General features: G+C 73.4%; 21 protein-coding genes and 1 pseudogene. 12 read left to right on the top strand and 10 right to left on the bottom strand.

All coding sequences use genetic code 11. The features are described 5' to 3' along the window. The first annotated feature begins 94 nt into the window (after positions 1-94). Positions 95-1,306, top strand: coding sequence for a DUF1266 domain-containing protein (locus tag ACPU2J_RS17600; protein WP_399311680.1), 1,212 nt, complete (start codon positions 95-97; stop codon positions 1,304-1,306). Between the two features lie 12 nt (positions 1,307-1,318). On the opposite strand, the gene ACPU2J_RS17595 is transcribed toward ACPU2J_RS17600, so the two are convergent. From ACPU2J_RS17595 to pdhA (ACPU2J_RS17575), 5 genes and pseudogenes are all read right to left on the bottom strand, one after another. Beyond that, the gene (locus ACPU2J_RS17595) at positions 1,319-2,083 is read right to left on the bottom strand and encodes a hypothetical protein (RefSeq protein WP_420080192.1); all 765 of its coding nucleotides are present in this window, start codon (positions 2,081-2,083) and stop codon (positions 1,319-1,321) included. A gap of 25 nt (positions 2,084-2,108) precedes the next feature. Continuing rightward, a pseudogene (locus tag ACPU2J_RS17590) lies at positions 2,109-2,359 on the bottom strand (GNAT family N-acetyltransferase); the annotation flags it as partial. A 139-nt stretch (positions 2,360-2,498) separates the two neighbouring features. After that, positions 2,499-3,923: a dihydrolipoamide acetyltransferase family protein gene (locus tag ACPU2J_RS17585; RefSeq protein WP_423833572.1), complete on the bottom strand. Its 1,425-nt coding sequence runs from the start codon at positions 3,921-3,923 to the stop codon at positions 2,499-2,501. 13 nt (positions 3,924-3,936) lie between these two features. Continuing rightward, the gene (locus tag ACPU2J_RS17580; RefSeq protein WP_420080193.1) at positions 3,937-4,917 is read right to left on the bottom strand and encodes an alpha-ketoacid dehydrogenase subunit beta; all 981 of its coding nucleotides are present in this window, start codon (positions 4,915-4,917) and stop codon (positions 3,937-3,939) included. Further along, positions 4,917-6,125, bottom strand: coding sequence for a pyruvate dehydrogenase (acetyl-transferring) E1 component subunit alpha (gene pdhA / locus ACPU2J_RS17575; protein ID WP_420080194.1), 1,209 nt, complete (start codon positions 6,123-6,125; stop codon positions 4,917-4,919). The genes ACPU2J_RS17580 and pdhA (ACPU2J_RS17575) overlap by 1 nt, the downstream gene beginning before the upstream one ends. Before the next feature lie 326 nt (positions 6,126-6,451). Here pdhA (ACPU2J_RS17575) and ACPU2J_RS17570 point away from each other — a divergent pair, with 326 nt between their 5' ends. Next, positions 6,452-7,111 (top strand): response regulator transcription factor, encoded by a 660-nt coding sequence (locus ACPU2J_RS17570; protein ID WP_361596354.1) that lies wholly within the window; start codon positions 6,452-6,454, stop codon positions 7,109-7,111. Here ACPU2J_RS17570 and ACPU2J_RS17565 read toward each other — a convergent pair. Both ACPU2J_RS17565 and ACPU2J_RS17560 read right to left on the bottom strand, forming a co-directional pair. Further along, positions 7,108-8,061 (bottom strand): IS481 family transposase, encoded by a 954-nt coding sequence (locus tag ACPU2J_RS17565; protein WP_420079920.1) that lies wholly within the window; start codon positions 8,059-8,061, stop codon positions 7,108-7,110. The two genes, ACPU2J_RS17570 and ACPU2J_RS17565, sit on opposite strands and share 4 nt — an antisense overlap. Positions 8,062-8,371: 310 nt before the next feature. Then, positions 8,372-9,967, bottom strand: coding sequence for a protein kinase domain-containing protein (locus tag ACPU2J_RS17560; RefSeq protein WP_423833571.1), 1,596 nt, complete (start codon positions 9,965-9,967; stop codon positions 8,372-8,374). A gap of 230 nt (positions 9,968-10,197) precedes the next feature. Here ACPU2J_RS17560 and ACPU2J_RS17555 point away from each other — a divergent pair, with 230 nt between their 5' ends. From ACPU2J_RS17555 to ACPU2J_RS17510, 10 genes are all read left to right on the top strand, one after another. Further along, a complete protein-coding gene (locus ACPU2J_RS17555; protein WP_420080196.1) occupies positions 10,198-11,847 on the top strand; it encodes a protein kinase domain-containing protein in 1,650 nt (549 codons plus the stop codon). A gap of 242 nt (positions 11,848-12,089) precedes the next feature. Then, the gene (locus ACPU2J_RS17550) at positions 12,090-12,578 is read left to right on the top strand and encodes a hypothetical protein (protein ID WP_423833570.1); all 489 of its coding nucleotides are present in this window, start codon (positions 12,090-12,092) and stop codon (positions 12,576-12,578) included. A 96-nt stretch (positions 12,579-12,674) separates the two neighbouring features. Beyond that, positions 12,675-13,325, top strand: coding sequence for a PadR family transcriptional regulator (locus ACPU2J_RS17545; RefSeq protein WP_361589650.1), 651 nt, complete (start codon positions 12,675-12,677; stop codon positions 13,323-13,325). Between the two features lie 25 nt (positions 13,326-13,350). Then, entirely contained in the window at positions 13,351-14,103 is a 753-nt protein-coding gene (locus ACPU2J_RS17540; protein WP_423833569.1) for an ABC transporter ATP-binding protein, read from the top strand. Positions 14,104-14,204: 101 nt separating this feature from the next. Beyond that, the gene (locus ACPU2J_RS17535) at positions 14,205-16,970 is read left to right on the top strand and encodes an ABC transporter permease (RefSeq protein WP_420082394.1); all 2,766 of its coding nucleotides are present in this window, start codon (positions 14,205-14,207) and stop codon (positions 16,968-16,970) included. Between the two features lie 81 nt (positions 16,971-17,051). Further along, positions 17,052-17,591 carry a bacterial proteasome activator family protein gene (locus ACPU2J_RS17530; protein ID WP_399816165.1) on the top strand — a complete coding sequence of 180 codons (540 nt, stop codon included), beginning with the start codon at positions 17,052-17,054 and terminating at the stop codon, positions 17,589-17,591. A 150-nt stretch (positions 17,592-17,741) separates the two neighbouring features. Further along, positions 17,742-18,617 carry an NTP transferase domain-containing protein gene (locus ACPU2J_RS17525; RefSeq protein WP_423833568.1) on the top strand — a complete coding sequence of 292 codons (876 nt, stop codon included), beginning with the start codon at positions 17,742-17,744 and terminating at the stop codon, positions 18,615-18,617. Continuing rightward, the gene (locus tag ACPU2J_RS17520; protein WP_420080199.1) at positions 18,614-19,924 is read left to right on the top strand and encodes a molybdopterin molybdotransferase MoeA; all 1,311 of its coding nucleotides are present in this window, start codon (positions 18,614-18,616) and stop codon (positions 19,922-19,924) included. Before ACPU2J_RS17525 ends, ACPU2J_RS17520 begins: the two co-directional genes overlap by 4 nt. Beyond that, positions 19,912-21,009 (top strand): potassium channel family protein, encoded by a 1,098-nt coding sequence (locus ACPU2J_RS17515; RefSeq protein WP_420080200.1) that lies wholly within the window; start codon positions 19,912-19,914, stop codon positions 21,007-21,009. Before ACPU2J_RS17520 ends, ACPU2J_RS17515 begins: the two co-directional genes overlap by 13 nt. Before the next feature lie 26 nt (positions 21,010-21,035). Further along, positions 21,036-22,013, top strand: a complete 978-nt coding sequence (locus ACPU2J_RS17510; RefSeq protein ID WP_365076381.1) for an NAD(P)H-quinone oxidoreductase — start codon at positions 21,036-21,038, stop codon at positions 22,011-22,013. A 47-nt stretch (positions 22,014-22,060) separates the two neighbouring features. Here the strand turns inward: ACPU2J_RS17510 and ACPU2J_RS17505 are convergent, their stop codons facing one another. Genes ACPU2J_RS17505 through pdhA (ACPU2J_RS17495) form a run of 3 tightly spaced genes read right to left on the bottom strand, consistent with a single transcriptional unit; the run spans position 22,061 to position 25,559 of the window. After that, complete coding sequence (locus tag ACPU2J_RS17505) at positions 22,061-23,407, bottom strand: dihydrolipoamide acetyltransferase family protein (protein WP_423833567.1); 1,347 nt, start codon at positions 23,405-23,407, stop codon at positions 22,061-22,063. Beyond that, complete coding sequence (locus ACPU2J_RS17500; protein WP_361590274.1) at positions 23,407-24,375, bottom strand: alpha-ketoacid dehydrogenase subunit beta; 969 nt, start codon at positions 24,373-24,375, stop codon at positions 23,407-23,409. The genes ACPU2J_RS17505 and ACPU2J_RS17500 overlap by 1 nt, the downstream gene beginning before the upstream one ends. A 47-nt stretch (positions 24,376-24,422) precedes the next feature. Continuing rightward, positions 24,423-25,559, bottom strand: coding sequence for a pyruvate dehydrogenase (acetyl-transferring) E1 component subunit alpha (gene pdhA, locus ACPU2J_RS17495; protein WP_420080202.1), 1,137 nt, complete (start codon positions 25,557-25,559; stop codon positions 24,423-24,425). Between the last annotated feature and the right edge of the window lie 78 nt (positions 25,560-25,637).

Below are 25,637 nucleotides of genomic sequence, written 5' to 3'. Positions count from 1 at the left end.
AGGGGGTCCGCACGGTCGCGCGGGGGCACGAGGGGGCGCCGGGGCGACCGGCCCGGGCGGGGCGGCACGCCGCGCCCGTATTAGGGTCGCCCGTATGGGGACCGGGACCTGGATCGCGCCGAGCGTCATCGAGAGAGAGCTGTACGGGGCGAAGAACGCCGGTGACTGGGCCGCGTACTTCGACGTGCTCGCCCGTGTCCCGCTCTACCTGGTGCAGCACCGCGCCCAGTCCGACGCCCACCCCGACTCGGTCTTCTTCCACGCCACCCCGGACCGCATGCTCGTCGTGCACACCGCCGGCATGCTGCCCGCCCCCACGCCCGAGACGGTCTTCGAGTCCCGGAGCCTGGGCTGGTTCTCCACCGTGTGGGCCGCCGACGATCCGGCGTTCCTCGCGGTGAACCCGGGCTCCCCCGCCGAGGCGTACCTCACCACCACCCCCGCCGACCTGGCCCGCTGGCGGGCGCACGCCGACGCGGCGCCCTCCTACGGCCTGCCCGACGGCAGGGTCCACGCCCTGTTCACCGGCGGCCCGCTGCACGGGGACATCGCCCACGGCCTCGCCGTGGGCGGGCATCTCGCCGTCACGAACGGCGAGTTCTGGAACGCGCTCGCCTACCACGGCGGCGGCTACCAGCACGAGCGCCGCCGCGTGGCGAAGAGCTGGAGCATCACCGACCGCGGCGACTGGCTCTCCACCCTGGAGACCCTCCTGAGCGCCGAAATGGTCAGCCCCGTCTGGGAGTTCGCGCTGCGCGTACGCCGGGCGCTGGCCTCCGACTTCGCGGGCCCCGTGGAGGTGGAGCACTGGCGGCACACCGCCGAGGCCACCCTGCGCCGCAACGCCGAGCGTGCCGCGGAGCCGCAGCTCACCCCCGACGGGGTCACCGCGGCCCGGCCCCGGCCCGCCGCCGAGGTGGAGGGCGAGATCGCCGGTGTCGGGCGGCTCATCGGCCGGATCGCCCGCTACGAGCAGCGCTTCCGGGCCGACGGGCTGCTCCCCGAGGACGGCTGGGTGCGTTCCGTGGAGGCCTGGGACATCGGCCGGGCCTCCCAGATGGCCCGGTGGGGCGTCGGCTGCCGCTACGGCACCCTCCAGGAGGCGGAGCAGGCCGTCCTGCGCGCCGGGGAGGCGGCCCGGGGGACGTACCGGTCGTGGGCGGAGTTCTCCGCCGGGTACGTCCTGGGCCGGTGCCTGCACTTCGACGAGGAGGAGTTCGGCACCTGGTACACCGGCGCCCTCGCCGCCCACGTCACGCTGACCACCGACCCGGCCAGCCCCTGGCTGAACATCCCCTGGAAGTGACCGGCCCGGGCCCTACGGGAGCAGGTTCCTGACCCGCGTCCACGCGTCGACCCGGGTCGCCTGCGGCGAGCCGGCCGCCAGGTGGGGGCGCAGGGCCGCCAGCCACGGGATGAGGCCCTTGATGCGGCGCAGGTGGCGGATGCGGTGGTGCGGCAGGTCGCGCCAGGCCCCGCCCTGGGCGGCGGCCTGTTCCGGGCTGAGGTCGATCAGGGCCAGCAGCGTGCCGCACAGCTCCGCCGGGTCGCCGCCCGGGCCGGGCCCGAATTGCTGGATCAAGTACACCTGTACGCAGGCCAGTTCGGGCGCCCGCACCAGATCGGGCAGGGCTTCGGCGCGTGCGCAGCGGTGGGTGGCGGCGAGCGCCACCCGTCCCCAGCGCAGGCGGACGGCGTCCGGGAGCCGGTCGTCGCGCATCCGCACCCCCGCCAGCACGCGCAGGGTCCGCGGCTGCGGTTCGTCGTCCAGTGGCGGCCCGGTGGCCAGCCAGGCCTCCAGGTCCGCCAGCGCGTGCCCGGCGGGAGGCACCGCCGTCAGCACCTGCCCCCGGGAGAGCAGCGCGACCATGGCCCCCGTGAAGTGCACCCTCGCGGTGTGCCCGGCACCGAAGGAGCCGACGGGCCGGCCGTGTCTCTCGATGCGGCGCAGGCCCAGCCGGGACTCGCCGACGGCGTAGACCTGCCCGGCCCGGGCAGTCCCGCCGACGCAGCGGACCACGCACACCCCGCCCGTGACATCGGCCTCCTCCACGGAGTACACCTGCAGCTCGGCGATGGACACCCGACCCCCTTCCCCGGGCGGCAGGTTACCTCCCGGGGGCGGCGCCGGTCCGGTCTCGGCGGCCGGGGGCCTCCGGCACGAGGCGGATCTCCGTGACCTCGTGGCCGGCGCGGTCGAAGGCCGCGGCCATCGGGACGTTGAGGGTGTCGGTGGTCGCGGTGATCCGCTCGGCGCCCTCGGCCGCGTGGAAGCGCGGGTGATCTCGGCGAGGATCTCGTCGATCAGTCCCCGGCCGCGCTGCTCCGGGACGACGCCCAGGTAGCCGACGTTGCGGTCCGCGGTGGCGGGGCGAAAGAGCATCCGCAGATGAACACACGGGTCGCGCGGCGTGGACCACGGGTTTCCCGCCGCGCCCGGAAGGCCGACGGCCGGCCTCCACGGGGGAGACCGGCCGCCGGTTTCGTACGGGATTCCGCTACGACCAGGTGACCAGACGGCGCGGGTGTTCCAGGACCGCCGCGATGTCGGCGAGGAACTTGGAGCCGAGCTCACCGTCGATGAGGCGGTGGTCGAACGACAGCGCCAGCGTGGTGACCTGACGCGGCTTCACCTTGCCCTTGTGGACCCACGGCTGGAGCTTGATCGCGCCGACCGCGAGGATCGCGGACTCGCCCGGGTTCAGGATGGGCGTACCGGTGTCGACGCCGAAGACGCCGACGTTGGTGATGGTGATGGTGCCGTTCTGCATGTCGGCCGGGGAGGTCTTGCCGTCGCGGGCCGTGGCGACCAGCGAGGACAGCGACTCCGACAGCTCGCCCAGGGTCTTGGCGTGCGCGTCCTTGATGTTCGGGACGATCAGCCCGCGCGGGGTGGCCGCCGCGATGCCCAGGTTGACGTAGTGCTTGAGCACGATCTCCTGGGCCGCCTCGTCCCAGGACGCGTTGACGTCCGGGTTGCGGCGGATGGCCACCAGGACGGCCTTGGCGATCAGGAGCAGCGGGTTGATCCGCAGACCGGCGAGGTCCGGGTCGTCCTTGAGCTCCTGGACCAGCTTCATCGTGCGCGTCACGTCGAGGGTGATGAACTCGGTGACGTGCGGGGCGGTGAAGGCCGAGCCGACCATGGCCTGGGCGGTGACCTTGCGGACGCCCTTGACCGGGATACGGGTCTCGCGCGCCGACGGCTCGCCCGCCGGGACCGCGGACACCGCGGCGGCCTCGGCGACCGGTGCCGGGGCGGCCGGAACGGCGGCGGGCACCGTCTGCGGGGCGATGGCCGCGGCGGCCGCCGCGTGGACGTCCTCCCGGGTCACGACCCCGCCGTCACCGGTGGGGACCACCGAGGCCAGGTCGATGCCGAGGTCCTTGGCCAGCTTGCGCACCGGCGGCTTGGCCAGCGGCCGCTCGCCGGCCGGCTGCGCCGGGACCGCGGGCAGCACCGGCGCGGCCGGGGCGGGAGCCGCCACCGGGGCCGCGGTGCCGTTCTGCGCGGCCACGGCGGGCGCGGGAGCGGCCTTGCGGGGGCGGCGCTTGGTGGAGGACTCGGAGACGCCGTAGCCGACCAGGACGGGCTGGCGGGCCGGGGCGGCCTCCTCGGCGGCGGGCGCGGCCGGCGCGGCGGCAGCGGCCTCGGCGACGGCCGGGGCCGCGGCGCCGGCGTCACCGGTCTGCACCGAGATGATCACCTGGCCGACGTCGACCGTGGTGCCCTCGTCGAAGAGCAGGGCGTGCACGACGCCGTCGAACGGGATCGGCAGCTCCACGGCGGCCTTGGCCGTCTCGACCTCGCAGACGACCTGGCCGTCGGTGACGGTGTCACCGGGCTGGACGTACCACTTGAGGATCTCGGCCTCGGTGAGGCCCTCGCCCACGTCGGGCATCTTGAATTCGCGGATGGTCATGGAACGTGGCTCCTCAGTACGCCAGCGAGCGGTCGACGGCGTCGAGCACCCGGTCCAGGCCCGGCAGGTACTCGTCCTCCAGGCGGGCCGGCGGGTAGGGGGCGTGGAAGCCGCCCACGCGCAGCACCGGCGCCTCCAGGTGGTAGAAGCACCGTTCCGTGATGCGGGCGGCGATCTCGGAGCCCACGCCGAGGAAGACGGGCGCCTCGTGGACGACCACGAGCCGGCGGGTCCTCTCCACCGACGCCTGGATCCCGTCGAAGTCGACCGGGGACATCGAGCGCAGGTCCAGGACCTCGACCGACTTGCCCTCCTCGGCGGCCGCGGCGGCCGCCTCCAGGCAGACCTTCACCATCGGGCCGTAGGCGGCCAGGGTGAGGTCGGAGCCCTCGCGCACCACGCGCGCCTTGTGCAGCTCGCCGGGGATGGCCTCGGTGTCGACCTCGCCCTTGTCCCAGTAGCGGCGCTTCGGCTCGAAGAAGATCACCGGGTCGTCGCTGAGGATGGCCTGCTGGAGCATCCAGTAGGCGTCGGTGGCGTTCGACGGGGAGACAACCTTCAGGCCCGGGACGTGCGCGAAGAGCGCCTCCGGGGACTCCGAGTGGTGCTCGACCGCGCCGATGGCGCCGCCGTAGGGGATGCGCACGACGACGGGCATCTTGACCTTGCCCAGGGCGCGCGCGTGCATCTTCGCGAGCTGCGTGACGATCTGGTCGTACGCGGGGAAGACGAACCCGTCGAACTGGATCTCCACGACCGGCCGGTAGCCGCGCAGTGCCAGACCGATCGCGGTGCCGACGATGCCGGACTCGGCGAGCGGGGTGTCGATGACCCGCTCCTCGCCGAAGTCCTTCTGCAGGCCGTCGGTGATCCGGAAGACACCGCCCAGCTTGCCGACGTCCTCACCCATGATCAGGACCTTGGGGTCCTGCTCCAGGGCCTTGCGCAGCGACTCGTTGAGCGCCTTCGCGATCGACATCTTCTCGACAGCCATCAGTGACCCTCCTCGGCCGACTCGAAGGACGCGAGGTAGGCGGCGAACTGTGCGCGCTCCTCGTCGACGAGCGCGTGCCCGTCCGCGTAGACGTTCTCGAAGATCGCCATGGTGTCCGGGTCGGGCATGGCGCGCACGGCCTCGCGCACGCGCTTGCCCATGGCCTCGCTCTCGGCCTCCAGCTCCGCGAAGAACGCCTCGTCGGCGCCCCCGGTGGCCAGCAGGTGGGCCTTCAGGCGCTGGATCGGGTCCTTGGACTCCCAGGCCGCCGTCTCCTCGTCCCGCCGGTACTTCGTCGGGTCGTCGGAGGTGGTGTGCGCGCCCATGCGGTACGTGAACGCCTCGACCAGGGTCGGGCCCTCGCCGCGGCGGGCGCGGTCCAGCGCCCAGCGGGTCACGGCCAGGCAGGCCAGGACGTCGTTGCCGTCGACGCGGACGCCGGGGAAGCCGAAGCCCTGGGCGCGCTGGTAGAGCGGCACGCGCATCTGGCGCTCGGTCGGCTCGGAGATCGCCCACTGGTTGTTCTGGCAGAAGAACACCACGGGGGAGTTGTAGACGGCGGAGAAGTTGAAGGCCTCCATCACGTCGCCCTGGCTGGACGCGCCGTCGCCGAAGTAGGCGATGACGGCCGCGTCGGCGCCGTCCTTGGCCACGCCCATCGCGTAACCGGTCGCGTGCAGCGTCTGCGAGCCGATGACGATCGTGTAGAGGTGGAAGTTGTTGCTGTTGGGGTCCCAGCCGCCGTGGTTCACGCCGCGGAACATGCCGAGCAGGTTGGTCGGGTCGACGCCGCGGCACCAGGCCACGCCGTGCTCGCGGTAGGTCGGGAAGACGTAGTCCGCGTCGTTCAGCGCCCGGCCGGAGCCGATCTGCGCGGCCTCCTGCCCGAGGAGCGAGGCCCACAGGCCCAGCTCGCCCTGGCGCTGCAGGGCGGTCGCCTCGCCGTCGAACCGGCGGGTCATGACCATGTCGCGGTACAGCCCGCGCAGGTCATCGGTGGTGATGTCTGCGACGAAGGGGGCGAACTCCGCGTTCTCCGCGTTGTCGACCCGGTCCCCTTCGGGCGTCAGCAGCTGTACGAGCTGAGGTTCAGCGTCCTGCGTCTGCGCGGTGGCAGCGGCGGGCTTGGCGGCGCTCGCCGCACCTGCCGCCCGCTTGGTGCCGCTGCTGCGTCGCGGCTTGCGCGCGGCAGTGCTCTCCACGGTCACTTGTGCTCCTCCGTCGGTCCGGCACCCGGGTTCTCCGGGGTCCAGTGCGGCTCACCTGCGTCCGTGACGAGCGCACGGGGTGGGTGCGCGTCGCAGTCGGGATTCAGGCGTGACAGGCGTCCCGGCGAGTGCCCTGCGCAATGCACGTTACCCAGTGCGCCGCATAACTGCGAAACCCCGTTTGACCTGCGTTTTTGCTTGGATTTCCAAGTAAATCCGCCGGGACGGGAACAACCACTGGTCACAGCCTTGCAGGGGCCGGGAACAACGGCACGTTATCCCGGGTAACTCCGGCAGGGAAGGGGTGAGTGTGTGAAACTGACTTCGTGCGCGAAGACGGAAAAATCAAGGTATTCCTCCTGGACGATCACGAAGTGGTGCGTCGGGGCGTCCACGAGCTCTTGTCGGTCGAAGAGGACATCGAGATCGTGGGCGAGGCGGGTACCGCGGCGGACGCCCTCGTGCGCATTCCGGCCACGCGCCCCGACGTCGCGGTGCTGGACGTACGCCTGCCGGACGGCAGCGGCGTGGAGGTGTGCCGCGAGGTCCGGTCGCAGGACGAGGACGTCAAGTGCCTGATGCTGACCTCGTTCGCGGACGACGAGGCCCTGTTCGACGCGATCATGGCCGGCGCCTCGGGGTACGTGCTCAAGGCCATCCGCGGGAACGAGCTGCTCGGCGCCGTACGGGACGTGGCCGCCGGGAAGTCCCTGCTGGACCCGGTCGCCACCGCCCGCGTGCTGGAGCGGCTGCGGGACGGCAAGAGGGGCCGGGGCGACGACCGCCTCGCCCACCTCACCGAGCAGGAGCGCAAGATCCTCGACCTGATCGGCGAGGGTCTGACCAACCGCGTCATCGGCGAGCGGCTGCACCTGGCCGAAAAGACGATCAAGAACTACGTGTCCAGCCTGCTCTCGAAGCTGGGCATGGAGCGCCGGTCGCAGGCCGCCGCCTACGTGGCCCGGCTGCAGGCCGAGAAGCGCTAGGTGTATTGCCCTGTGAGGTTGGGGACGCGGCTGGCGGGTGGTTTGCCTGCGAGCGCGGTGTGTCCGCGGTGGTGATTGTAGGAGTGCAGCCAGCCGGGGAACGCGTCACGTCGTTCCTGCTCTGACTGGTAGGGGCGGGCGTAGGCCCATTCGTCGAGCAGGGTGCGGTTGAGGCGTTCGACTTTGCCGTTGGTCTGGGGCCGGTAGGGCCGGGTTCGTTTGTGGGTGATCCCGGCCGCCGCCAGGGTGTCGCGCCAGGCGTGGGACTTGTAGCAGGCGCCGTTGTCCGTCAGGACGCGTTCGACGGTGATCCCGACGCTGGTGAAGTAGGCCTGTGCCCGGGCCCAGAACGCGGTGGCGGTCTCCTTCTTCTCGTCGGTGTGGATCTCGCTGTAAGCGAGGCGGGAGTGGTCGTCGACGGCGGTGTGGATGTAGCTGTAGCCCGTGCCGGACCTGGTCTTGCGGCCGGCCTGTCGGCCGAGGGCCTTGTGACCGCCGCCGTCGGGGATGTTGCCGAGCTTCTTGATGTCGACGTGGACGAGTTCGCCGGGCTTGTCGCGTTCGTAGCGTCGTATGGGCCGGCCGGTGGCCCGGTCCAGGTGAGACAGGCGGGCCAGGCCGAACCGGGTCAGCACTCGGTGCACGGTGGAGGGCACCAGGCCGAGCAGGTGGGCGATGCGGGCGGGTCCCCACCGGCGCAGGACGCGGACCTTGATGATCCGGCGTTCGGTGCGGGTCAGGGTGCGGCGCGGGCTGTGGTGCGGGCGGGAGGACCGGTCGTACATGCCGGCCTCGCCCAGGGTCCGGTAGCGGGCGGCCCACCGCTGGGCAGTGGTGGGCGAGACCTGGAACCGGTCGGCCGCGCGTCGCAGCGGCCAGCCGTCTTCGACCACGCAGCGGGCCAGGCGCAGTCGTCCGGTCTCGGTCAGGGGTGCATTACGGTGGGGCATGAGGGCCTTCTGCCGGTTGGTGTAGACGTCGCAATCCACACCGAACCCGGAAGGCCCTCACCCATTCAAGATCCCTCAGCCGAGACCTGCATCACCCGGCCACAACCTCCCTGGACAGAACAGCTAGGCCCGCCGGGACCGTATGCGCGGAAGTCTTCGTTCCGCCTCCCGATTCCCCGGCCCGCCCGCGCCGCGCGAATCGAACTCCAGTCCCGAACGGAACTCCGGTCCGGCGTTTGCGCGACCGGTCGCGCACACGGGACGGGCCCGGCGGAATTGTCTCCGCCGGGCCCGTCCGCGCGCGTCGTGATCACTCCTCGAAGCTGCTGGTGCCCGTGTCGCCCGACTTCGTCGGCGCCGGCGTGGACGACGTGGGCGGCTGCGACTTCGTCGGCGGCGCCGACTGGGACTTCGTCGCCGTCGGGCTGGTCGTCGCGGTCGGGGAGTGCGTCGCCGTCGCGGTCGGCGACGGGCTGCTGCTCTGCGTCCGGCTACGGGTCGCCGTCGGCTGGCTGTCGTTGTTCGACGGGGTGTTGTCCTGGGTCTGCTGCGACTGCTGCGGGTTCGGCGAGTCGGCCGAGCTCGGCTTGGCGCTGGCCGGGCTCTGGCTGACGCCCGGCGTCTGCTTCTGGTCGCCGCCGCCCCCGCCGCCCACGCTGCTGACGGCGTAGGCCACGCCGCCGGCGATCGCGACGATCGCGAGCACCGCGAACAGCCACATCTTCCAGCGGCTCCCGCCGCGGTCGTCATAACCGTCGTAGCCGTTGTAGCCCCCGTTGCGGCCCGCCGGACCGCCGGGGAAGGCCGAGCCGTCGTCCGGGTTCAGCGCCGGCACCATCGGCGCCTGGAACTGCGAGGTCGACGCGTGCGCCGGGTAGCCCTGCTGCCCGCCGGTGCCGCCCACCGGCATGGCCGTGGTCGCCGCGACCCCGCCCCGGCCGTGCGGGAGGGCCATGGTGACCGGGCCGGTGTTCCAGGTGCCGGTGTTCGGCCCCTGGTCGTGCAGCATCTGGAGCGCGTACTGGACCAGCCCGCGCATCTCCTCGGCGCTCTGGAAACGGTCGTCCGGGTCCTTGGCCAGGGCCCGCATGACGAGACCGTCGAGCTCCTGCGGGATGTGGTGGCCCTCGGGCAGCTGGGAGGGCGGGACGGGAGCGTCCTGGACGTGCTGGTAGACCACCGAGAGCGGGGTCTCGCCGGTGAACGGGGGTCGCAGCGCGAGCAGTTCGTAGAGCAGGCAGCCGGTGGCGTACAGGTCGGAGCGGTGGTCCACGGCCTTGCCGAGGGCCTGCTCGGGCGACAGGTACTGCGGGGTGCCCATGACCATGCCGGTCTGGGTCATCGTCGACTGCGCGCCGTGCAGGGCGCGGGCGATGCCGAAGTCCATCACCTTCACGGCGCCGGCGTCCGTGATGATGACGTTCGCCGGCTTGATGTCGCGGTGCACGATGCCGTGCTGGTGCGAGTACGCGAGGGCCTCGAGCACGCCCGAGGTGATGATGAGCGCCTGCTCGGGACCGGGGGCCTCGGCACTGATCAGCAGGTCGCGGATGGTGCGTCCCTCGACCAGCTCCATGACGATGTACGGGACCGTGTTCGGGCCGACCCGGTCCTCGCCCGAGTCGTACACGGCGACGACGGCGTGGTGGTTGAGCCCGGCGACGGACTGCGCCTCGCGGGTGAAGCGGGCCTTGGACACCGGGTCCTCGGCCAGGTCCGCGCGCAGCAGCTTCACGGCGACGGTGCGGCCGAGCCGCACGTCCTCGGCGGCGAAGACCTCCGCCATGCCGCCGCGGCCCAGCCGGTGCGTCAGCCGGTAACGGCCGTCGCCCACCAGGCCACCGTCGCCCCAGTGCTCAGGACCGTCGGTCATCCCGGCGCCGTTTCCCTCGGGTTCGGGTGCCATCAGTCCTCGCCGTCGTCTCTCTCGGCCGCCGCTCAGCGGTAGTCCTTTTTCTTTGTGCTCCGGTGAACGCTACAGCCTCGGAACCGGTCACCGTTCGGACAAGGCCACCCTGTGCACGTGTGGTCACGGAACGGGCACCTGGCTTGACGTGTGCTTGCCCTGGGGCAGACTGGGCGCCACATGCGCCCGGCCGGAGGCGCCTGGACACAGCCCGAGGGGAAGCAACAGTCATGAGCCAGGACGGCACTCAGGGCCAGTACGCAGGCGGCTCTCTGGCCGGTGGCCGTTACCAGCTAAGGGACTTGCTGGGGGCCGGCGGCATGGCCTCCGTGTACCTGGCGTACGACTCCGCGCTCGACCGGCAGGTCGCCATCAAGACCCTCCACAGCGACCTCGGCCGGGAACAGTCCTTCCGCGAGCGGTTCCGCCGTGAGGCGCAGGCTGTTGCCAAACTGTCGCACACGAACATCGTCTCGGTCTTCGACACCGGTGAGGGCGAGGTCGCCTTCGACGGCCGCGCGGGCGACGGCGCGGTCATGCCGTACATCGTCATGGAGTACGTGGAGGGCAAGCCGCTCGGCTCGGTCCTCGAAGCGGACATCCGGCAGTTCGGGGCGATGCCGGCGGACAAGGCGCTGAAGGTGACGGCCGACGTGCTGGCCGCCCTGGAGACCAGCCACGAGATGGGGCTCGTCCACCGCGACATCAAGCCCGGCAACGTGATGGTGAACAAGCGCGGCGTCGTGAAGGTGATGGACTTCGGCATCGCCCGCGCCATGCAGTCGGGGGTCACCTCGATGACGCAGACCGGCATGGTCGTGGGCACCCCGCAGTACCTGTCGCCCGAGCAGGCCCTGGGCCGCGGCGTCGACGCCCGGTCCGACCTGTACTCGGTCGGCATCATGCTCTTCCAGCTGCTGACCGGGCGGATCCCCTTCGACGCGGACTCGCCGCTGGCCATCGCGTACGCCCACGTGCAGGAGGAGCCGGTGGCTCCGTCCTCCATCAACCGCGCGGTGACCCCTGCGATGGACGCCCTGGTGGCCCGGGCGCTGAAGAAGAACCCGAACGAGCGCTTCCCCACGGCCGCCGCCATGGGCGACGAGGTCGCGCGGGTGCTCGGCTCCGGGCAGACCGGCGCGCCGGTCATCGTGCAGGGCCACGGGCCCCTGAGCAGCGGCGCGGGCGTGGCGTCGGCCGTGTTCCCGCCGGTGGACTCCGGCTTCCAGGCGCCGCCGCAGTCACTGCAGCAGCCGTACGCCTCCCCGCACACCCCGACGCCGGCCCCGTACGCGCCGACGCCGGCCCCCCAGCAGCACGGGCAGGGCGGCTACGCCTACCCGCAGACGCCCCCGCCGCAGCAGTACGCGCCGCCGACCCCGCCGCCGTACACCATCTCCCCGACGGGCTCGTCGGGCGGCTCCGGCCCCTCCGGCGGCAAGCGGAACCCGGTGGTGATCGGCGCGATCGTGGTGGCCCTGCTGGCCGTCGGCGGCCTGATCGCGGCGATCGCGTCGAACGGCGACAAGGGCAAGGACGAGGCGGCCGACCCGGGGGCCTCCACGGCCGCCACCGCGTCCGCCAAGCCCGGCTTCAAGGGCCCCGACGTGACGCGCACGATCGACCCGAAGAAGTGCACCGAGCCGGTCAAGCACTACAGCGAGGCCGGCAAGTACTCGGCGCCGGACTTCAAGTACAAGAACCTGCTGTCGGTCAAGGAGTGCATCCAGGCCTCGGGCGGCAAGTACACGATCGTCACCAAGGACGAGGCGGTGTACGGCAAGGACACCGTGCTCACCCAGTCCCCGGCGGCGGGCGAGAAGGTCGGCAAGGAAGGCGTGGAGTACACGCTGACCGTGTCGACCGGCAACCCCGAGTAGGGGCGCCGGACAGCAGCGTCCGGACGGGGCCGCGGCGGGTTCCGCGGCCCGGGGCCGAGGCGGTCCCCGGCGGGTCCGAACGGCGCACGCACGACACACCGGCATCCCGGGCACCCCCAGCGGGCGCCCGGGATGCCGCTTTTGCCCCACTATGTGATTCTGGGCGCACCTCACCGACGCGCGTGCGGCTCGACACCCCCGGACCCCGTCCGGGGCATCCCCAGGGACGGGAGGGGCACCCCGTGATCCGAGGCTTCCGACCGTCGCACTGGTCGGCCTGTGCCGTCCTCGCCGCCACCGCGCTCGCCCCCGCCGCCTCCGCGTACGCGGGCCCCCTCACCCCCGTCACCGCCCACCGCTCCGGGCCTCCCGCCTCGGCCCCGTACGCGGCCCGCGCGGGCGGCGCCGGCCACGACGGCGGGGACCTGGCCGGCAGCGCCGCAGGGGCGGGCCGGGAGCGGCCCGGACGGCCCGCCGGGGAGCCCGCCGACCCGGAGCTGGTGATCGCCTCCCGGCCCCTTCCCGTCCGCCCGCGCACCGAGCCCACGCCGCCCCCGCCGACCGTGGCGGCGCCGGTGCCCACGCCGACCGAGGAGGGCACCTCGCTCGGCACCGCCCCGAACGACCGGGCCGCCGATCTCGCCGCGCACATACTGCCGCTGGGCACGGGATTCGCCCTGATGGGGCTCGGGCTGGGCTACATGGGCGTACGGCTGCGCCGCGGCGCCTGAGCGTCCCGGCCGGCGGCCGCGGCCCCGGGATCCCCCTTCCGGCGTAGGCCCGAGGATGGTTGCCCTGCGTGAACATACTCGGTATACATACTCGGTATGTCGATCCGCCACGGCCTGCTCGCCCTGCTGGAACGGGGTCCTCGGTACGGCTCCCAGCTCCGCACCGAATTCGAATCCCGCACGGGCTCCACCTGGCCGCTCAACGTCGGGCAGGTCTACACGACCCTCGCCCGCCTCGAACGCGACGGCCTCGTCGCCCCCGACGGCGAGGACGCCGCCGGCCACACCCTGTACGCGATCACCGACACCGGACGCACCGAACTGCACGAGTGGTACGAGCGCCCGGTCGACCGTGCCAACCCGCCCCGCGACGAGCTGTCCATCAAGCTCGCCATGGCCGTGGGCGCCCCCGGCGTGGACATCCGCGCCGTCATCCAGTCCCAGCGGCACGCCACCATCCGCGCGATGCAGGACTACACCCGCCTCAAGGCCACCGCACTCGCCGCGGTCGAGAGCGGACGGTCCGGTGAACGCGACGACATCGCCTGGCTGCTGGTCCTGGAACAGCTCATCTTCCAGACCGAGGCCGAGGCCCGGTGGCTCGACCACTGCGAAGCCCGGCTCGTCCGGCTCTCCCTGCCGGCCGACCGGAGAGCCGACGCGCCCGAACCGCCCCAGGCCTCCGCCGGCACGCCGGCCCCGACCACCACCGACCGACCCCGTACCGCCCGCATACGGCGGAGCTGAAGCACCGTTCCAGGGGGGACCCCTCATGCCTGATCAGCGCCGGCCCCAGACCCGGCAACCCGTCCTGCAGCTGGAGCGGCTCGTCCGCACCCACGGCAGCGGCGCCACCGAGGTGCACGCCCTGCGCGGAATCGACCTCTCCGTGCACCCCGGCGAACTCGTCGCCGTCATGGGGCCCTCGGGCTCCGGCAAGTCCACGCTGCTCACCCTCGCCGGAGGCCTCGACACGCCCAGCAGCGGCCGGGTGCTCGTCGAGGGCACCGACATCACCACCGCGAGCCGCAAGCAGCTGGCCGCGCTGCGCCGCCGCAGCATCGGCTACGTCTTCCAGGACTACAACCTGATCCCGGCCCTCACCGCCGCCGAGAACGTGGCCCTGCCGCTCGAACTGGACGGGACCTCCGCCCGCAAGGCCCGCGTCGCGGCCCTCGCCGCCCTGACCGAGATGAACCTCGGCGTCCTCGCCGACCGCTTCCCCGACGAGATGTCAGGCGGCCAGCAGCAGCGCGTCGCCATCGCCCGCGCCCTGGTCGGCGACCGGCGCCTCGTCCTCGCCGACGAGCCCACCGGCGCCCTCGACTCCGAGACCGGCGAGTCCGTCCTGGCCCTGCTGCGCTCCCGCTGCGACGCGGGAGCGGCCGGGGTCCTGGTCACGCACGAACCGCGGTTCGCCGCCTGGGCCGACCGCGTGGTCTTCCTACGCGACGGCAGCGTGGTCGACGAGACCCTGCGCAGCCACGCCGACTCACTGCTCTCCGGGCAGGCGGCCGCACAGTGACCCCCTCGCTCCACGGCTGGTACCACTCCTGGGTCGCGGCCCTGCGCATCGCCCGCCGCGACGCCTGGCGCGCCAAGGGCAGGAGCACCCTGGTCCTCGCCATGATCGCGCTGCCCATCGTCGGCGTCAGCGCCGCCGACCTGACCCTGCGCAGCGCCGAGCTCTCGCCCGACCAGGCCGTCAGCCGCAAGGTGGGGGCCGCCGACGCCCGGATCAGCGTCTCGCCCCTGAACGGCCCGCTGTTCCAGGTGCCCGACGGCTCCTCCTACGTCCCCGCCGGCGGCTACGACAACCTGGTCGCCCCGCCCAGGTCCACGCCGGAGACCGACCCCGCGGCCGTCGCCGCCGCCGCGCTGCCCGCCGGTGCGCAGCTCCTGAAGGACACCACCGGCTACGGCAAGGTCCGCACCCAGCACGGACTGCTCGAGACCGAACTGCGCGAGATCGACCTGCGCAGCCCACTGGCGAAGGGCCTGGTCACGCTCGACCGGGGACGGCTGCCGGAGCGGGCGGGCGAGATCGTCGCCACCACCGCCTTCCTGGAGAACTCCGGCCTGTTCGTCGGCTCTTCCGTCACCCCGCGCGGCAGCTCCTCGTCCTACCGGATCGTGGGCGCGTACGAGCTGCCGGACCACCTGGGCAAGGATCAGATCACCGCTCATCCCGGAAGCCTGATCGCCCCGCTCGACAAGGCGCTGCAGGCCGCCGGAAGCACCGGGGTGCACCCCGACGAGACCTACCTGGTCACGATCGGCGGTGACGGTTTCACGTGGAACATGGTCAAGGCGGCCAACGCCAAGTCCATGGTTGTCGTCTCCCGGGCCGTCGCCGTCGACCCGCCCGCCGACGCTGACGTGCCGCTCTACCGGCAGGAGCCCAAGGCCCAGTTCGAGCAGAACGCCGGCAGCACCACCCAGATGGCCATCCTGGCCACCGTCGTGGGCCTCGCCATGCTGGAGATCTGCCTGCTGGCCGGACCGGCCTTCGCGGTCGGCGCCCGCCGCTCCCGCCGCCAGCTCGGCCTGGTCGGCGCCAACGGCGGCGATCGCCGCCACATCCGCTCGATCGTGCTCTCCGGCGGTCTGGTCATCGGCGCCGTGGCCGCCGTCGTGGGCACCGCGCTCGGCATCACGCTGACCGTCGCGCTCCGGCCGGTGCTGGAGGGCCAGCTCGGCAGCCGGTTCGGCAGCCTCGACTTCCGGCCGCTGGAACTGGCCGGGATCGCCCTGCTCGCCGTCGTGACCGGACTGCTGTCCGCCATCGTCCCGGCCGTCACCGCCTCCCGGCAGACGGTCCTGGCCTCGCTGACCGGCCGCCGCGGCGTGCGCCGCGCCAGCCGGGTGCTGCCCGTCGTCGGCCTCGTCGCGATCGCGGCCGGCGCCGCGATCGCCCTGTACGGCACCGCGTCGGACATGGGCTCCGCCGTCGTGGCGGGCGGCAGCGCCCTCGCCGAGCTCGGCATCGTCGCCCTCACCCCGGTCCTCGTCGGCTTCTTCGGACGGCTGGGACGCTGGCTTCCCCTGTCCCCGCGGCTCGCGCTGCGCGACGCCGTGCGCAACCGGGGCCGTACGGCCCCCGCCGTGGCGGCCGTCCTGGCCGCCGTCGCCGGCACCGTCGCGGTGGCCACCTACCAGCACAGCAGCGAGCTCCAGAGCCGGCACGAGTACATCGCCGACCTGCCGCACGGCACCGGCCTGCTGGCGACCGAGGAGAACAGCGCCTACAAGGAGGTGCCCGCCCTGCGCGAGAACCTCGCCAGGCAACTCCCGCTGGACCGGCGCGCGGACGTGGACCGGCTGGTCGTCGGCAAGCCCGGCTGCGACACCTACTCCGAGGACCCCGCCTGCGGCCGCGCCGAGATCATCACGCCCAAGGACCAGCGCTGCCCCCTGTACGAGTCCCCGCAGGGCCCGGACGCCTTCACCGAGGCGCAGGCCCGTGAACTGCGCCGGGACTGGCGCTGCACGGGCCCCACGCGCGGCACGCAGCACTCCACGGTCGTCGCCGACGAGAAGCTGCTGGCCGTGCTCGCCGTGACCGACCCGGGCTCCGTGGCGGCCCTCAAGGGCGGCCGCGCGGTCGCCTTCGACAAGCGCCAGGTCAAGGACGGCAAGCTCACCCTGCGGCTCGTCTCCGGCCCGGACGGCGCCTCCGGGCCCGTCGGACCGTCGGCGGATCCGGTCGGGGTGGACAAGACCGTTCCCGTCCACGTGGCCCCCGAGGGCACCGAGAGCTGGGGTCTGGACCTGGTCCTGCCGCCCGCGGCCGTCAAGGCCGCGGGGCTGACCACGGCCCCGCTCGGCTCGTACTTCTCCCTCGACGGGAAGGCGACGTCCGAGCAACGGCAGCGGATCGCCGGGGACATCGACCGGATGGGCGTGGAGGTGTCCCTGCGGATCGAGGAGGGCTACCAGGGCAACGACAGCCTGGCCCTGCTCGCCCTGACCGTCTTCGCCGGGCTCGTCACCATCGGCGCCGCCGGCATCGCCACCGGGCTCGCCCAGGCCGACGCCGAGGCCGACCTGAAGACCCTGGCGGCGGTGGGCGCCGCACCGCGGGTGCGGCGGACGCTGAGCGGCTTCCAGTGCGGGGTGGTGGCCCTGATGGGCGTCGTCCTGGGCTCGGCGGCCGGGATCCTGCCCGCGGTCGGCCTGCGGCTGGCGGAGCGGCGGGAGCTGGACGAGCTGTCCCGGCGCGCGCTGGCGGAGGGGTACGAGAGGGTCGGGGACGCCGTGCCGTACGTGCCGATCGACGTGCCGTGGGCGACCCTGCTCCAGCTCCTCGTCGTGGTGCCGCTGGGCGCGGCCCTGCTGGCGGCCCTCGTGACCCGCTCCAGCGGCGCGCTGGCCCGCCGGGCCGCGGGCTGAGCCGGTGCCCCCGTACAGGGTGGATCACGCCTGTACGGGGGCACACCGAGTGAGAGCGAAGGTGTGCGAGAGAATGACGGCATGGAGATGCCGAGGAGTGAACGGTCGCAGGACAGTCCCCCGCACGTCCTGATCGTGGGACAGGACGGGTCGGCGGTCGGCGACGCCGATGACGAGTCGCGCGAGGTCCCGGTGACGGAAATGGTCGAACAGCCCGCCAAGGTCATGCGGATCGGCAGCATGATCAAGCAACTCCTGGAAGAGGTACGCGCCGCGCCTCTCGACGAGGCGAGCAGGGTCAGGCTCAAGGACATCCACGCGGCCTCGGTGAAGGAGCTGGAGGACGGCCTGGCTCCCGAGCTCGTGGAGGAACTGGAGCGCCTGTCCCTCCCGTTCACCGAGGAGGCCATTCCCTCCGAGGCCGAACTGCGGATCGCGCAGGCCCAGTTGGTGGGCTGGCTCGAAGGCCTCTTCCACGGCATCCAGACGGCCCTGTTCGCCCAGCAGATGGCAGCGCGGGCCCAGTTGGAGCAGATGCGCCGCGCCCTCCCGCCGGGCGGGCCGCACGACGACGACGAGGACGGCGGCCACGGCCCGGTCCGCTCGGGCCCCTACCTCTAGGTTCCCCCCTCCGCCGTTCCTCTTCAGGGGCCCGTCCCGCGCCGACCGCGCGGGACGGGCCCACCGCATTTCCCCGCCCCGCGAGGCCCGTCCCGGCCCTCGGGGAACGCGCCTCCCCCGCGGGCACACGGGCCGCGCATACTCATGGGCATGAGCTACGACGCGATCGTGCTGGCCGGCGGCGCCGCGCGGCGACTGGGCGGGGCGGACAAGCCCGCGCTGAGCGTCGGCGGGCGCGCCCTCCTCGACCGCGTCCTCGACGCCTGCCCGGACGCCCGCACCACGGTCGTGGTGGGCGCCCGCCGGCCCACCGCCCGCCCGGTCCGCTGGACCCGCGAGGAACCGCCCGGAGGCGGACCGGTGGCCGCGCTGGACGCCGGACTGCGGGCGACCGCCGCCGGGCTGGTCCTCGTCCTCTCCGCCGACCTGCCCTTCCTCGACCGGGACACCGTGCGGTCGCTGCTGGACACCGCCGCCGAGGACGGCACGGAGGGGGCCCTGCTGCGCGACGGGGCCGGCCGGGACCAGCCGCTGGTCGCCGCGTACCGGGCCGAACCCCTGCGCCGCGAGATCGCCCTGCTCGCCGCCGAACACGGCGGCCTCGCGGGGCTCCCGCTCCGCGCCCTCACCGCCGAACTGCGCCTCACCCCCGTCGGGGCCGGGGCCCTGGCCGCCTTCGACTGCGACACCTGGGAGGATCTCGCAGCCGCCCGCGCCCGGATCAGGGAGCATGGAACCGTGCTGGACCAATGGATCACCGCCGCCAAGAACGAGCTGGGCATCGACCTCGACGTCGACACCACGACCCTGCTCGACCTCGCCCGGGACGCCGCCCACGGCGTCGCCCGGCCCGCCGCGCCCCTGACCACCTTCCTGGTCGGCTACGCGGCCGCCCAGGCCGCCGCCGCGGGTGCCGACCCCGCCCGGGCCGTCTCCGAAGCCTCCCGCAAGGCCGCCGACCTGGCCCTGCGCTGGGCCGCGGAAGCGGACGGCGACGCCGACACGGGACGGAACGGCGCGGCATGACCCCCACGAACTCCGCCGAGCAGGACCTGGAAGAGGCCCTGGCCCTGGTCAGCCGCACCCCGGCGGGCGACGGCGCGACAGGTGACGGCACGGGCGGCCACCGGGCCGCCGCCTGGCACAGGGCCCGCGAACTCGCCCTCCACGCGGGAGCCGGCGCCAAGGCCCGTACCCACCGCGTGCCCCTCGCCGACGCCCTCGGCGAGGTGCTGGACGAACCGCTCGACGCCCTGACCGACCTGCCGTCCTTCGACACCTCGGCCATGGACGGCTGGGCCGTCGCCGGGCCGGGGCCGTGGAGCGTACGGGACGGGGACGGGGTGCTGGCGGGGGCAGAGCCCCCAGGGCCGCTCACGGACGGCGAGGCCGTACGGATCGCGACGGGGGCACGGATCCCCGCGGACACCACCGCCGTCATCCGCAGCGAGCACTGCCGCGAGAGCGGCGGCCAGCTCTACGCGGACCGGCCCGTCCTGACCGGTCAGGACATCCGGCCGCGCGGCCAGGAGTGCCGCTCGGGCGACCTCCTGCTGCCCCCCGGCTCCCTGGTCACCCCGGCCGTCCTCGGACTGGCCGCGGCCGCCGGGTACGACGAGCTGAGCACCCGGCCCCGCCCCCGCGTGGAGATCCTGGTGCTCGGCGACGAACTGCTCACCGAGGGCCGCCCCCACGACGGTCTGATCCGTGACGCCCTCAGCCCCATGCTCGGCCCCTGGCTGACCCGGCTGGGCGCCGAGGTCATCGGCACCCGGCGGCTCGGCGACGACCCGGCCGGCGCGAAGGCACTGCTGGACGCGGTCACCACCTCCACCGCCGACGTCCTCGTCACCACCGGCGGCACCGCCTCCGGCCCCGTGGACCACGTCCGCCCCGTGCTGGAACAGGCGGGGGCCGGACTGCTGGTCGACGGCGTGGCGGTACGGCCGGGCCACCCGATGCTGCTGGCCCGCGTCGGAGACCGGGCGGACGGGCGGCACGTCGTCGGACTGCCCGGCAACCCCCTCGCCGCGGTGTCCGGGCTGCTGACCCTCGCCGAACCCCTGCTGCGCGCCCTCGCCGGGCGCCGGCCCCGGCCCCGGTACACCGCGCCGGTGCAGTCGGACGTCCCGGGCCATCCGTACGACACCCGGCTCGTCCCCGTCGTGCTCGACGACGAGCACGCGGTACCGCTGCGCTACCACGGCCCGGCGATGCTGCGGGGCGTGGCGGCCGCCGACGCCCTGGCCGTCGTACCGCCCCGGGGTGCCCGGTCGGGGCAGGAGCTGGAGATCCTCGATCTGCCGTGGGTCTCGGGAGGATGTTTCACGTGAAACTGCCCGGACAGGACGCCATGGCCCGCGCGGCCGACGAGAAGCTCGTCTCGCGGCGCATCAAGCTGCCCAAACGCATCGTCGAGCATCCCCTGCGGCAGGTCGCCAAGCGCCTGCTGATGGCCTTGTTCGTGCTCTTCCTGACGGTGTTCATCGTGTGGCTGGACCGCGACGGCTACCACGACAACGCCAACGAGCAGGTCGACCTGCTCGACTGCTTCTACTACGCCACCGTGACGCTGTCGACGACCGGATACGGCGACATCGTCCCGTACAGCGACAGCGCACGACTGATCAACATCCTGCTGATCACGCCGCTGCGCGTGCTGTTCCTGATCATCCTGGTCGGCACCACCCTCGAAGTCCTCACGGAGCGCACGAGGGAAGAGTGGCGGCTGAAGCGCTGGAGGAAGAACTTGCGCGAGCACACGGTCGTCGTCGGCTTCGGGACGAAGGGCCGCTCCGCCCTCCAGACCCTGCTGGCCAGGGGCCTCTCCAGGGAACAGGTCGTCATCGTGGACCCCAGCACCAAGGTGATCGACACGGCCAACTCCGAAGGGTTCACCGGCGTGGTCGGTGACGCCACCCGGTCCGACGTCCTGCTGCGCGCGGAGGTGCAGAAGGCCCGTCAGATCATCATCGCCACCCAGCGCGACGACACCGCGGTCCTGGTCACGCTGACGGCCCGCCAGCTCAACCGCGGGGCGAAGATCGTCGCCGCGGTCCGCGAGGAGGAGAACGCCCCGCTGCTGCGTCAGTCCGGCGCCGACGCGGTCATCACCAGCGCGAGCGCCGCGGGCCGGCTGCTGGGCCTCTCGGTGCTCAGCCCGAGCGCCGGCACCGTGATGGAGGACCTGATCCAGCAGGGCAGCGGCCTGGACCTCATCGAACGGCCCGTCCGCAAGGCCGAGGTGGGCAAGTCGGTGCGCGATGCCGACGACCTGGTGGTGAACGTGCTGCGCGGCCACCGGCTGCTCCCCTACGACGACCCGCACGCGAGCCCGCTCCAGCTGACGGACCGTCTCATCACCATCGTCCGGGCGAACCCGCCCGCCTCGAAGGTCACGCTGGGTCCTGCCGAGTAGCCGCGCCGTGCCGTAGCCTCCGGGCCATGCATGCGATCACCATCGAGCAGCCCGGCGGCCCCGAGGCCCTGGTCTGGACGGACGCGCCCGATCCCGTACCGGGCGAGGGCGAGGTCCTCGTCGAGGTCGCGGCGAGCGCCGTGAACCGCGCCGACGTCCTCCAGCGCCAGGGGTTCTACGATCCGCCGCCCGGCGCCTCGCCCCACCCCGGGCTGGAGTGCTCCGGACGGATCACGGCCCTCGGCCCCGGGGTCTCCGGCTGGTCGGTGGGCGACGAGGTGTGCGCCCTGCTCGCCGGAGGCGGCTACGCGGAACGGGTGGCGGTGCCGGCCGGCCAGCTGCTGCCGGTGCCGGACGGCCTGGACCTGGTGACGGCTGCCGCGCTACCGGAGGTCGCCACGACGGTGTGGTCCAACGTGTTCATGGTGGCCGGGCTCCGCCCCGGCGAGACCCTGCTGGTGCACGGCGGTTCCAGCGGGATCGGGACCATGGCCGTCCAGCTGGGCAAGGCGGTGGGGGCGACGGTGGCCGTCACGGCCGGCGGCCCGGAGAAGCTGGCGCGCTGCAAGGAGCTGGGCGCGGACATCCTGATCGACTACCGCGAGCAGGACTTCGTCGCCGCGCTGCGCGAGGCGACGGGCGGGGCCGGCGCGGACGTGATCCTGGACATCATGGGAGCCAAGTACCTCTCCCGGAACGTGGACGCCCTGGCCGTGAACGGCCGGCTCGCGGTGATCGGGCTCCAGGGCGGGGTGAAGGCCGAACTGAACCTCGGCGCGCTGCTGGCCAAGCGCGCGGCGATCACCGCCACGTCCCTGCGGGCCCGCCCCCTGGAGGAGAAGGCCGCGATCGTCGCGGCCGTGCGGGAGCACGTGTGGCCGCTCGTGGCCACGGGCCGGGTCCGGCCGGTGGTCCACGCGACGTTCCCGATGGCGCGGGCCGCCGAGGCCCACCGCGTCCTGGAGTCCGGTGCGCACGTGGGCAAACTGCTGCTCACGGTGTGAGCGCGGGCTTCCCGGGGCCGGGGCAGGGCCCCGGGAAGCCGTGCCGGCTACAGCGTGCGGAGCAGGACCGCCGGGGACTCCACGCAGTCCGCGACGTAGCGCAGGAAGCCGCCCGCCGTGCCGCCGTCGCAGACCCGGTGGTCGAAGGTCAGCGACAGCTGGACGACCTTGCGGACCGCCAGCTGCCCCTCGTGGACCCACGGCTTGTCGATGATCCGGCCGACGCCGAGCATCGCCGCCTCGGGGTGGTTGACGATCGGCGTGGAGCCGTCGACCCCGAACACCCCGTAGTTGTTCAGGGTGAAGGTGCCGCCCGTCAGGTCCGACGGGGCCAGCTTCCCGGAGCGGGCGAGCTCGGTCAGCCGGGCGAACTCCGCCGACAGGGACTCCGGGTTCATCCCCTGGGCGTCCCGGACCACCGGGACCACCAGGCCCCGCTCGGTCTGGGCGGCGAAGCCCAGGTGCACCGACGGGAGCCGGACGATCTCCTTGGCCGCGAGGTCCACGGTGGAGTTCAGCTCCGGGTACCGGGCCAGGGCGGCCGTGCAGATCCGGGCCAGCAGCGCGAGCACCGAGATCTTCGGTCCGCCCACGGCGTTCATCGCGGCCCGGGCGGCCATCAGCTCGGTGGCGTCGGCGTCGACCCAGCAGGTGGCGTCCGGGATCTCCCGGCGGCTGCGCGACAGCTTCTCCGCGACCGCCCCGCGCAGTCCCTTGAGGGGGATCCGCTCGCCCTGCACGGCCACCGCCGGGGCGGCGGGGACGGCCGGGGCCGCCTCGGGCGCCCGCAGGGCCGCCAGGGCCGCCTCGACGTCGGCCCGCAGGATCAGGCCCTCGGGCCCGGACCCGTGCAGCGCGCGCATGTCGACCCCGTTGTCCCTGGCGAGCTTGCGCACCAGCGGCGAGATCACCGGAACGGGACCGGCCGGGACGGCGACGGGCACGGGGGCAGGGGCAGGAGCCGCCACGGGCGCCGGAGCGGCGGCGGCCGGTGCCACGGGAGCCGAGACCGCGGCGGTGACGGGTCGCACCCGCCGCCGACGCGCAGGGCGCGAGTGGTCCGAGCCGTAGCCGATCAGGGGCCGGGGCGCGGCGGCGGCGCCCTCGGCCTCGGCCGCCGGGGCCTCGGCGGCCTCCGGGACCGACTGCGCGCCCACCGCCACGGTGATCAGCGGCGCGCCCACCGGCAGCTCCTGTCCCTCCTCGCCGAACCGCGCGGTGACCACGCCGCCGTACGGGCAGGGGACCTCCACCATCGCCTTGGCCGTCTCGACCTCGACGACCGGCTGGTCGATGGCGACGACGTCGCCCACCGCCACCAGCCACCGCACGATCTCCGCCTCGGTGAGGCCCTCACCGAGGTCCGGCAGCTTGAATTCCATGACCTGCGGCATCAGTTCTCCCACTGCAGGCGCGCCACGGCGTCCAGGATGCGTTCCACCCCGGGCAGGTGGTACTTCTCCAGCATCGGCGGCGGGTAGGGGATGTCGAAGCCCGTCACGCGCAACACCGGGGCCTCCAGGTGGTGGAAGCAGCGCTCCGTGACGCGGGCCGCGATCTCCGCGCCCGGCCCGCCGAAGCCGCCGGCCTCGTGGACGACCACGGCGCGACCGGTGCGGCGTACGGACTCCACGACGGTGTCCTCGTCGAAGGGGACCAGCGAGCGCAGGTCCACGACCTCCAGGTCCCAGCCCTCCTCGCGCGCGGCCTCGGCGGCCTCCAGGCAGACCGGGAGCGACGGGCCGTAGGTGATCAGGGTGGCGCTGGTGCCCGTCCGGCGGACCAGCGCCCTGCCGATGCCGGGCACGGCCGCCGGCGCCTCCGCCGACCAGTCGGCCTTCGACCAGTACAGCCGCTTGGGCTCCAGGAAGACCACCGGGTCGTCGCTGGCGATCGACTCGCGCAGCAGCCCGTAGGCGTCCTCGACCGTCGCCGGGGTGACCACCGTCAGGCCCGGGGTCGCCACGTAGTACGCCTCGGAGGAGTCGCAGTGGTGCTCGACGCCGCCGATGCCGCCGCCGTACGGCACCCGGATGGTGATCGGGAGCGGCATCGCGCCGCGGGTGCGGTTGCGCATCTTGGCCACGTGCGAGATGAGCTGCTCGAACGCCGGGTAGGCGAAGGCGTCGAACTGCATCTCCACCACCGGGCGCAGGCCGTACATGGCCATGCCGACGGCGGCGCCCAGGATGCCGGCCTCCGCGAGCGGGGTGTCCGTGCAGCGGTCCTCGCCGAACTCCTTCGCGAGCCCGTCGGTGATCCGGAAGACACCGCCCAGGGTGCCGACGTCCTCGCCCATGACGTGGACCGTCGGGTCCTCGGCCATGGCGTCGCGCATCGCGCGCGTCAGGGCCTGGGCCATCGTCGCGGGCTTGGCCCCCGTCTTCGCGGACTTCGCCGCCACCGTCGTCACGCCTGGTCCTCGGCTTCCAGCTCGGCCCGGAGCACGGCGGCCTGCTCGCGCAGTCGGCCGGTCTGCTCCGCGTACACGTGCGCGAACAGGTCCATCGGGTCCAGGACCGGGTCCGCGTTCATTCCTTCGCGCAGGGCCGCCGCCATCTCCTCGGCCTCCTCGCGGGCGGCCGCGACGGCCTCCTCGTCGAGGATGCCGCGGGCGGTCAGCTCGCGCTCCAGCAGGTCGATCGGGTCGTGCGCCTTCCACGCCTCGACCTCGGCGTCCCCGCGGTAGCGGGTCGCGTCGTCGGCGTTGGTGTGGGCCTCCATGCGGTACGTGACGGCCTCGATCAGGGTCGGGCCGCCGCCGGAGCGGGCCCTGCGCATCGCCTCGGCCAGCACCTCGTGGACGGCGGCGATGTCGTTGCCGTCGACCAGCCGGCCGGGCATGCCGTAGCCGACGGCCTTGTGGGCCAGACTCGGGGCGGCGGTCTGCTTGGCGAGCGGGACGGAGATGGCGAAGCCGTTGTTCTGCACCAGGAAGACCACCGGGGCCTGCCAGACGGCGGCGAAGTTCAGGGCCTCGTGGAAGTCGCCCTCGCTGGTGCCGCCGTCGCCGATCATCGCCAGGGCGACGACGTCGTCGCCGCGCAGCCGGGCCGCGTGCGCCAGGCCCACCGCGTGCGGCAGCTGGGTGGCCAGCGGGGTGCACAGCGGCGCTATGCGGTGTTCGCGGGGGTCGTACCCGGTGTGCCAGTCGCCGCGCAGCAGGGTGAGCGCCTGCACCGGGTCCAGTCCGCGGGCCACGGCCGCCAGGGTGTCGCGGTAGCTGGGGAAGAGCCAGTCCTGCTCCTCCAGCACCAGCGCGGCCGCGATCTCGCAGGCCTCCTGGCCGACGGTGGAGGGGTAGACGGCGAGCCTGCCCTGCTTGGTCAGCGCGGTGGCCTGGGCGTTGTAGCGACGGCCGCGCACCAGTTCGGCGTAGCAGCGGCGCATCAGCGCGGGGTCGAGGCGGTCGGCCGCCTCGGTGCCCAGCACCCGGTAGGGCTCGGCGTCCGGGAGCAGCGGAGCGGCGTCCGTACGGGGCCTCCAGGCGGGCGGCGGGGTGGATCGGTGGGACGCACCGGCACCGGGCAGCTCTTGGACCGTCATGGCGGCGTACACCTCCTCGTGGGAAGCGGGCAGGGGGTGCCCCGGGTGTGAGGCCCCTCACCTACCGATTGTTCGGTT

Origin of the sequence: Streptomyces manipurensis (assembly GCF_049570255.1) — a bacterium.
In the GTDB taxonomy this organism is placed as follows: domain Bacteria; phylum Actinomycetota; class Actinomycetes; order Streptomycetales; family Streptomycetaceae; genus Streptomyces; species Streptomyces manipurensis.
This window is presented reverse-complemented; position numbering and strand designations above follow the sequence as displayed.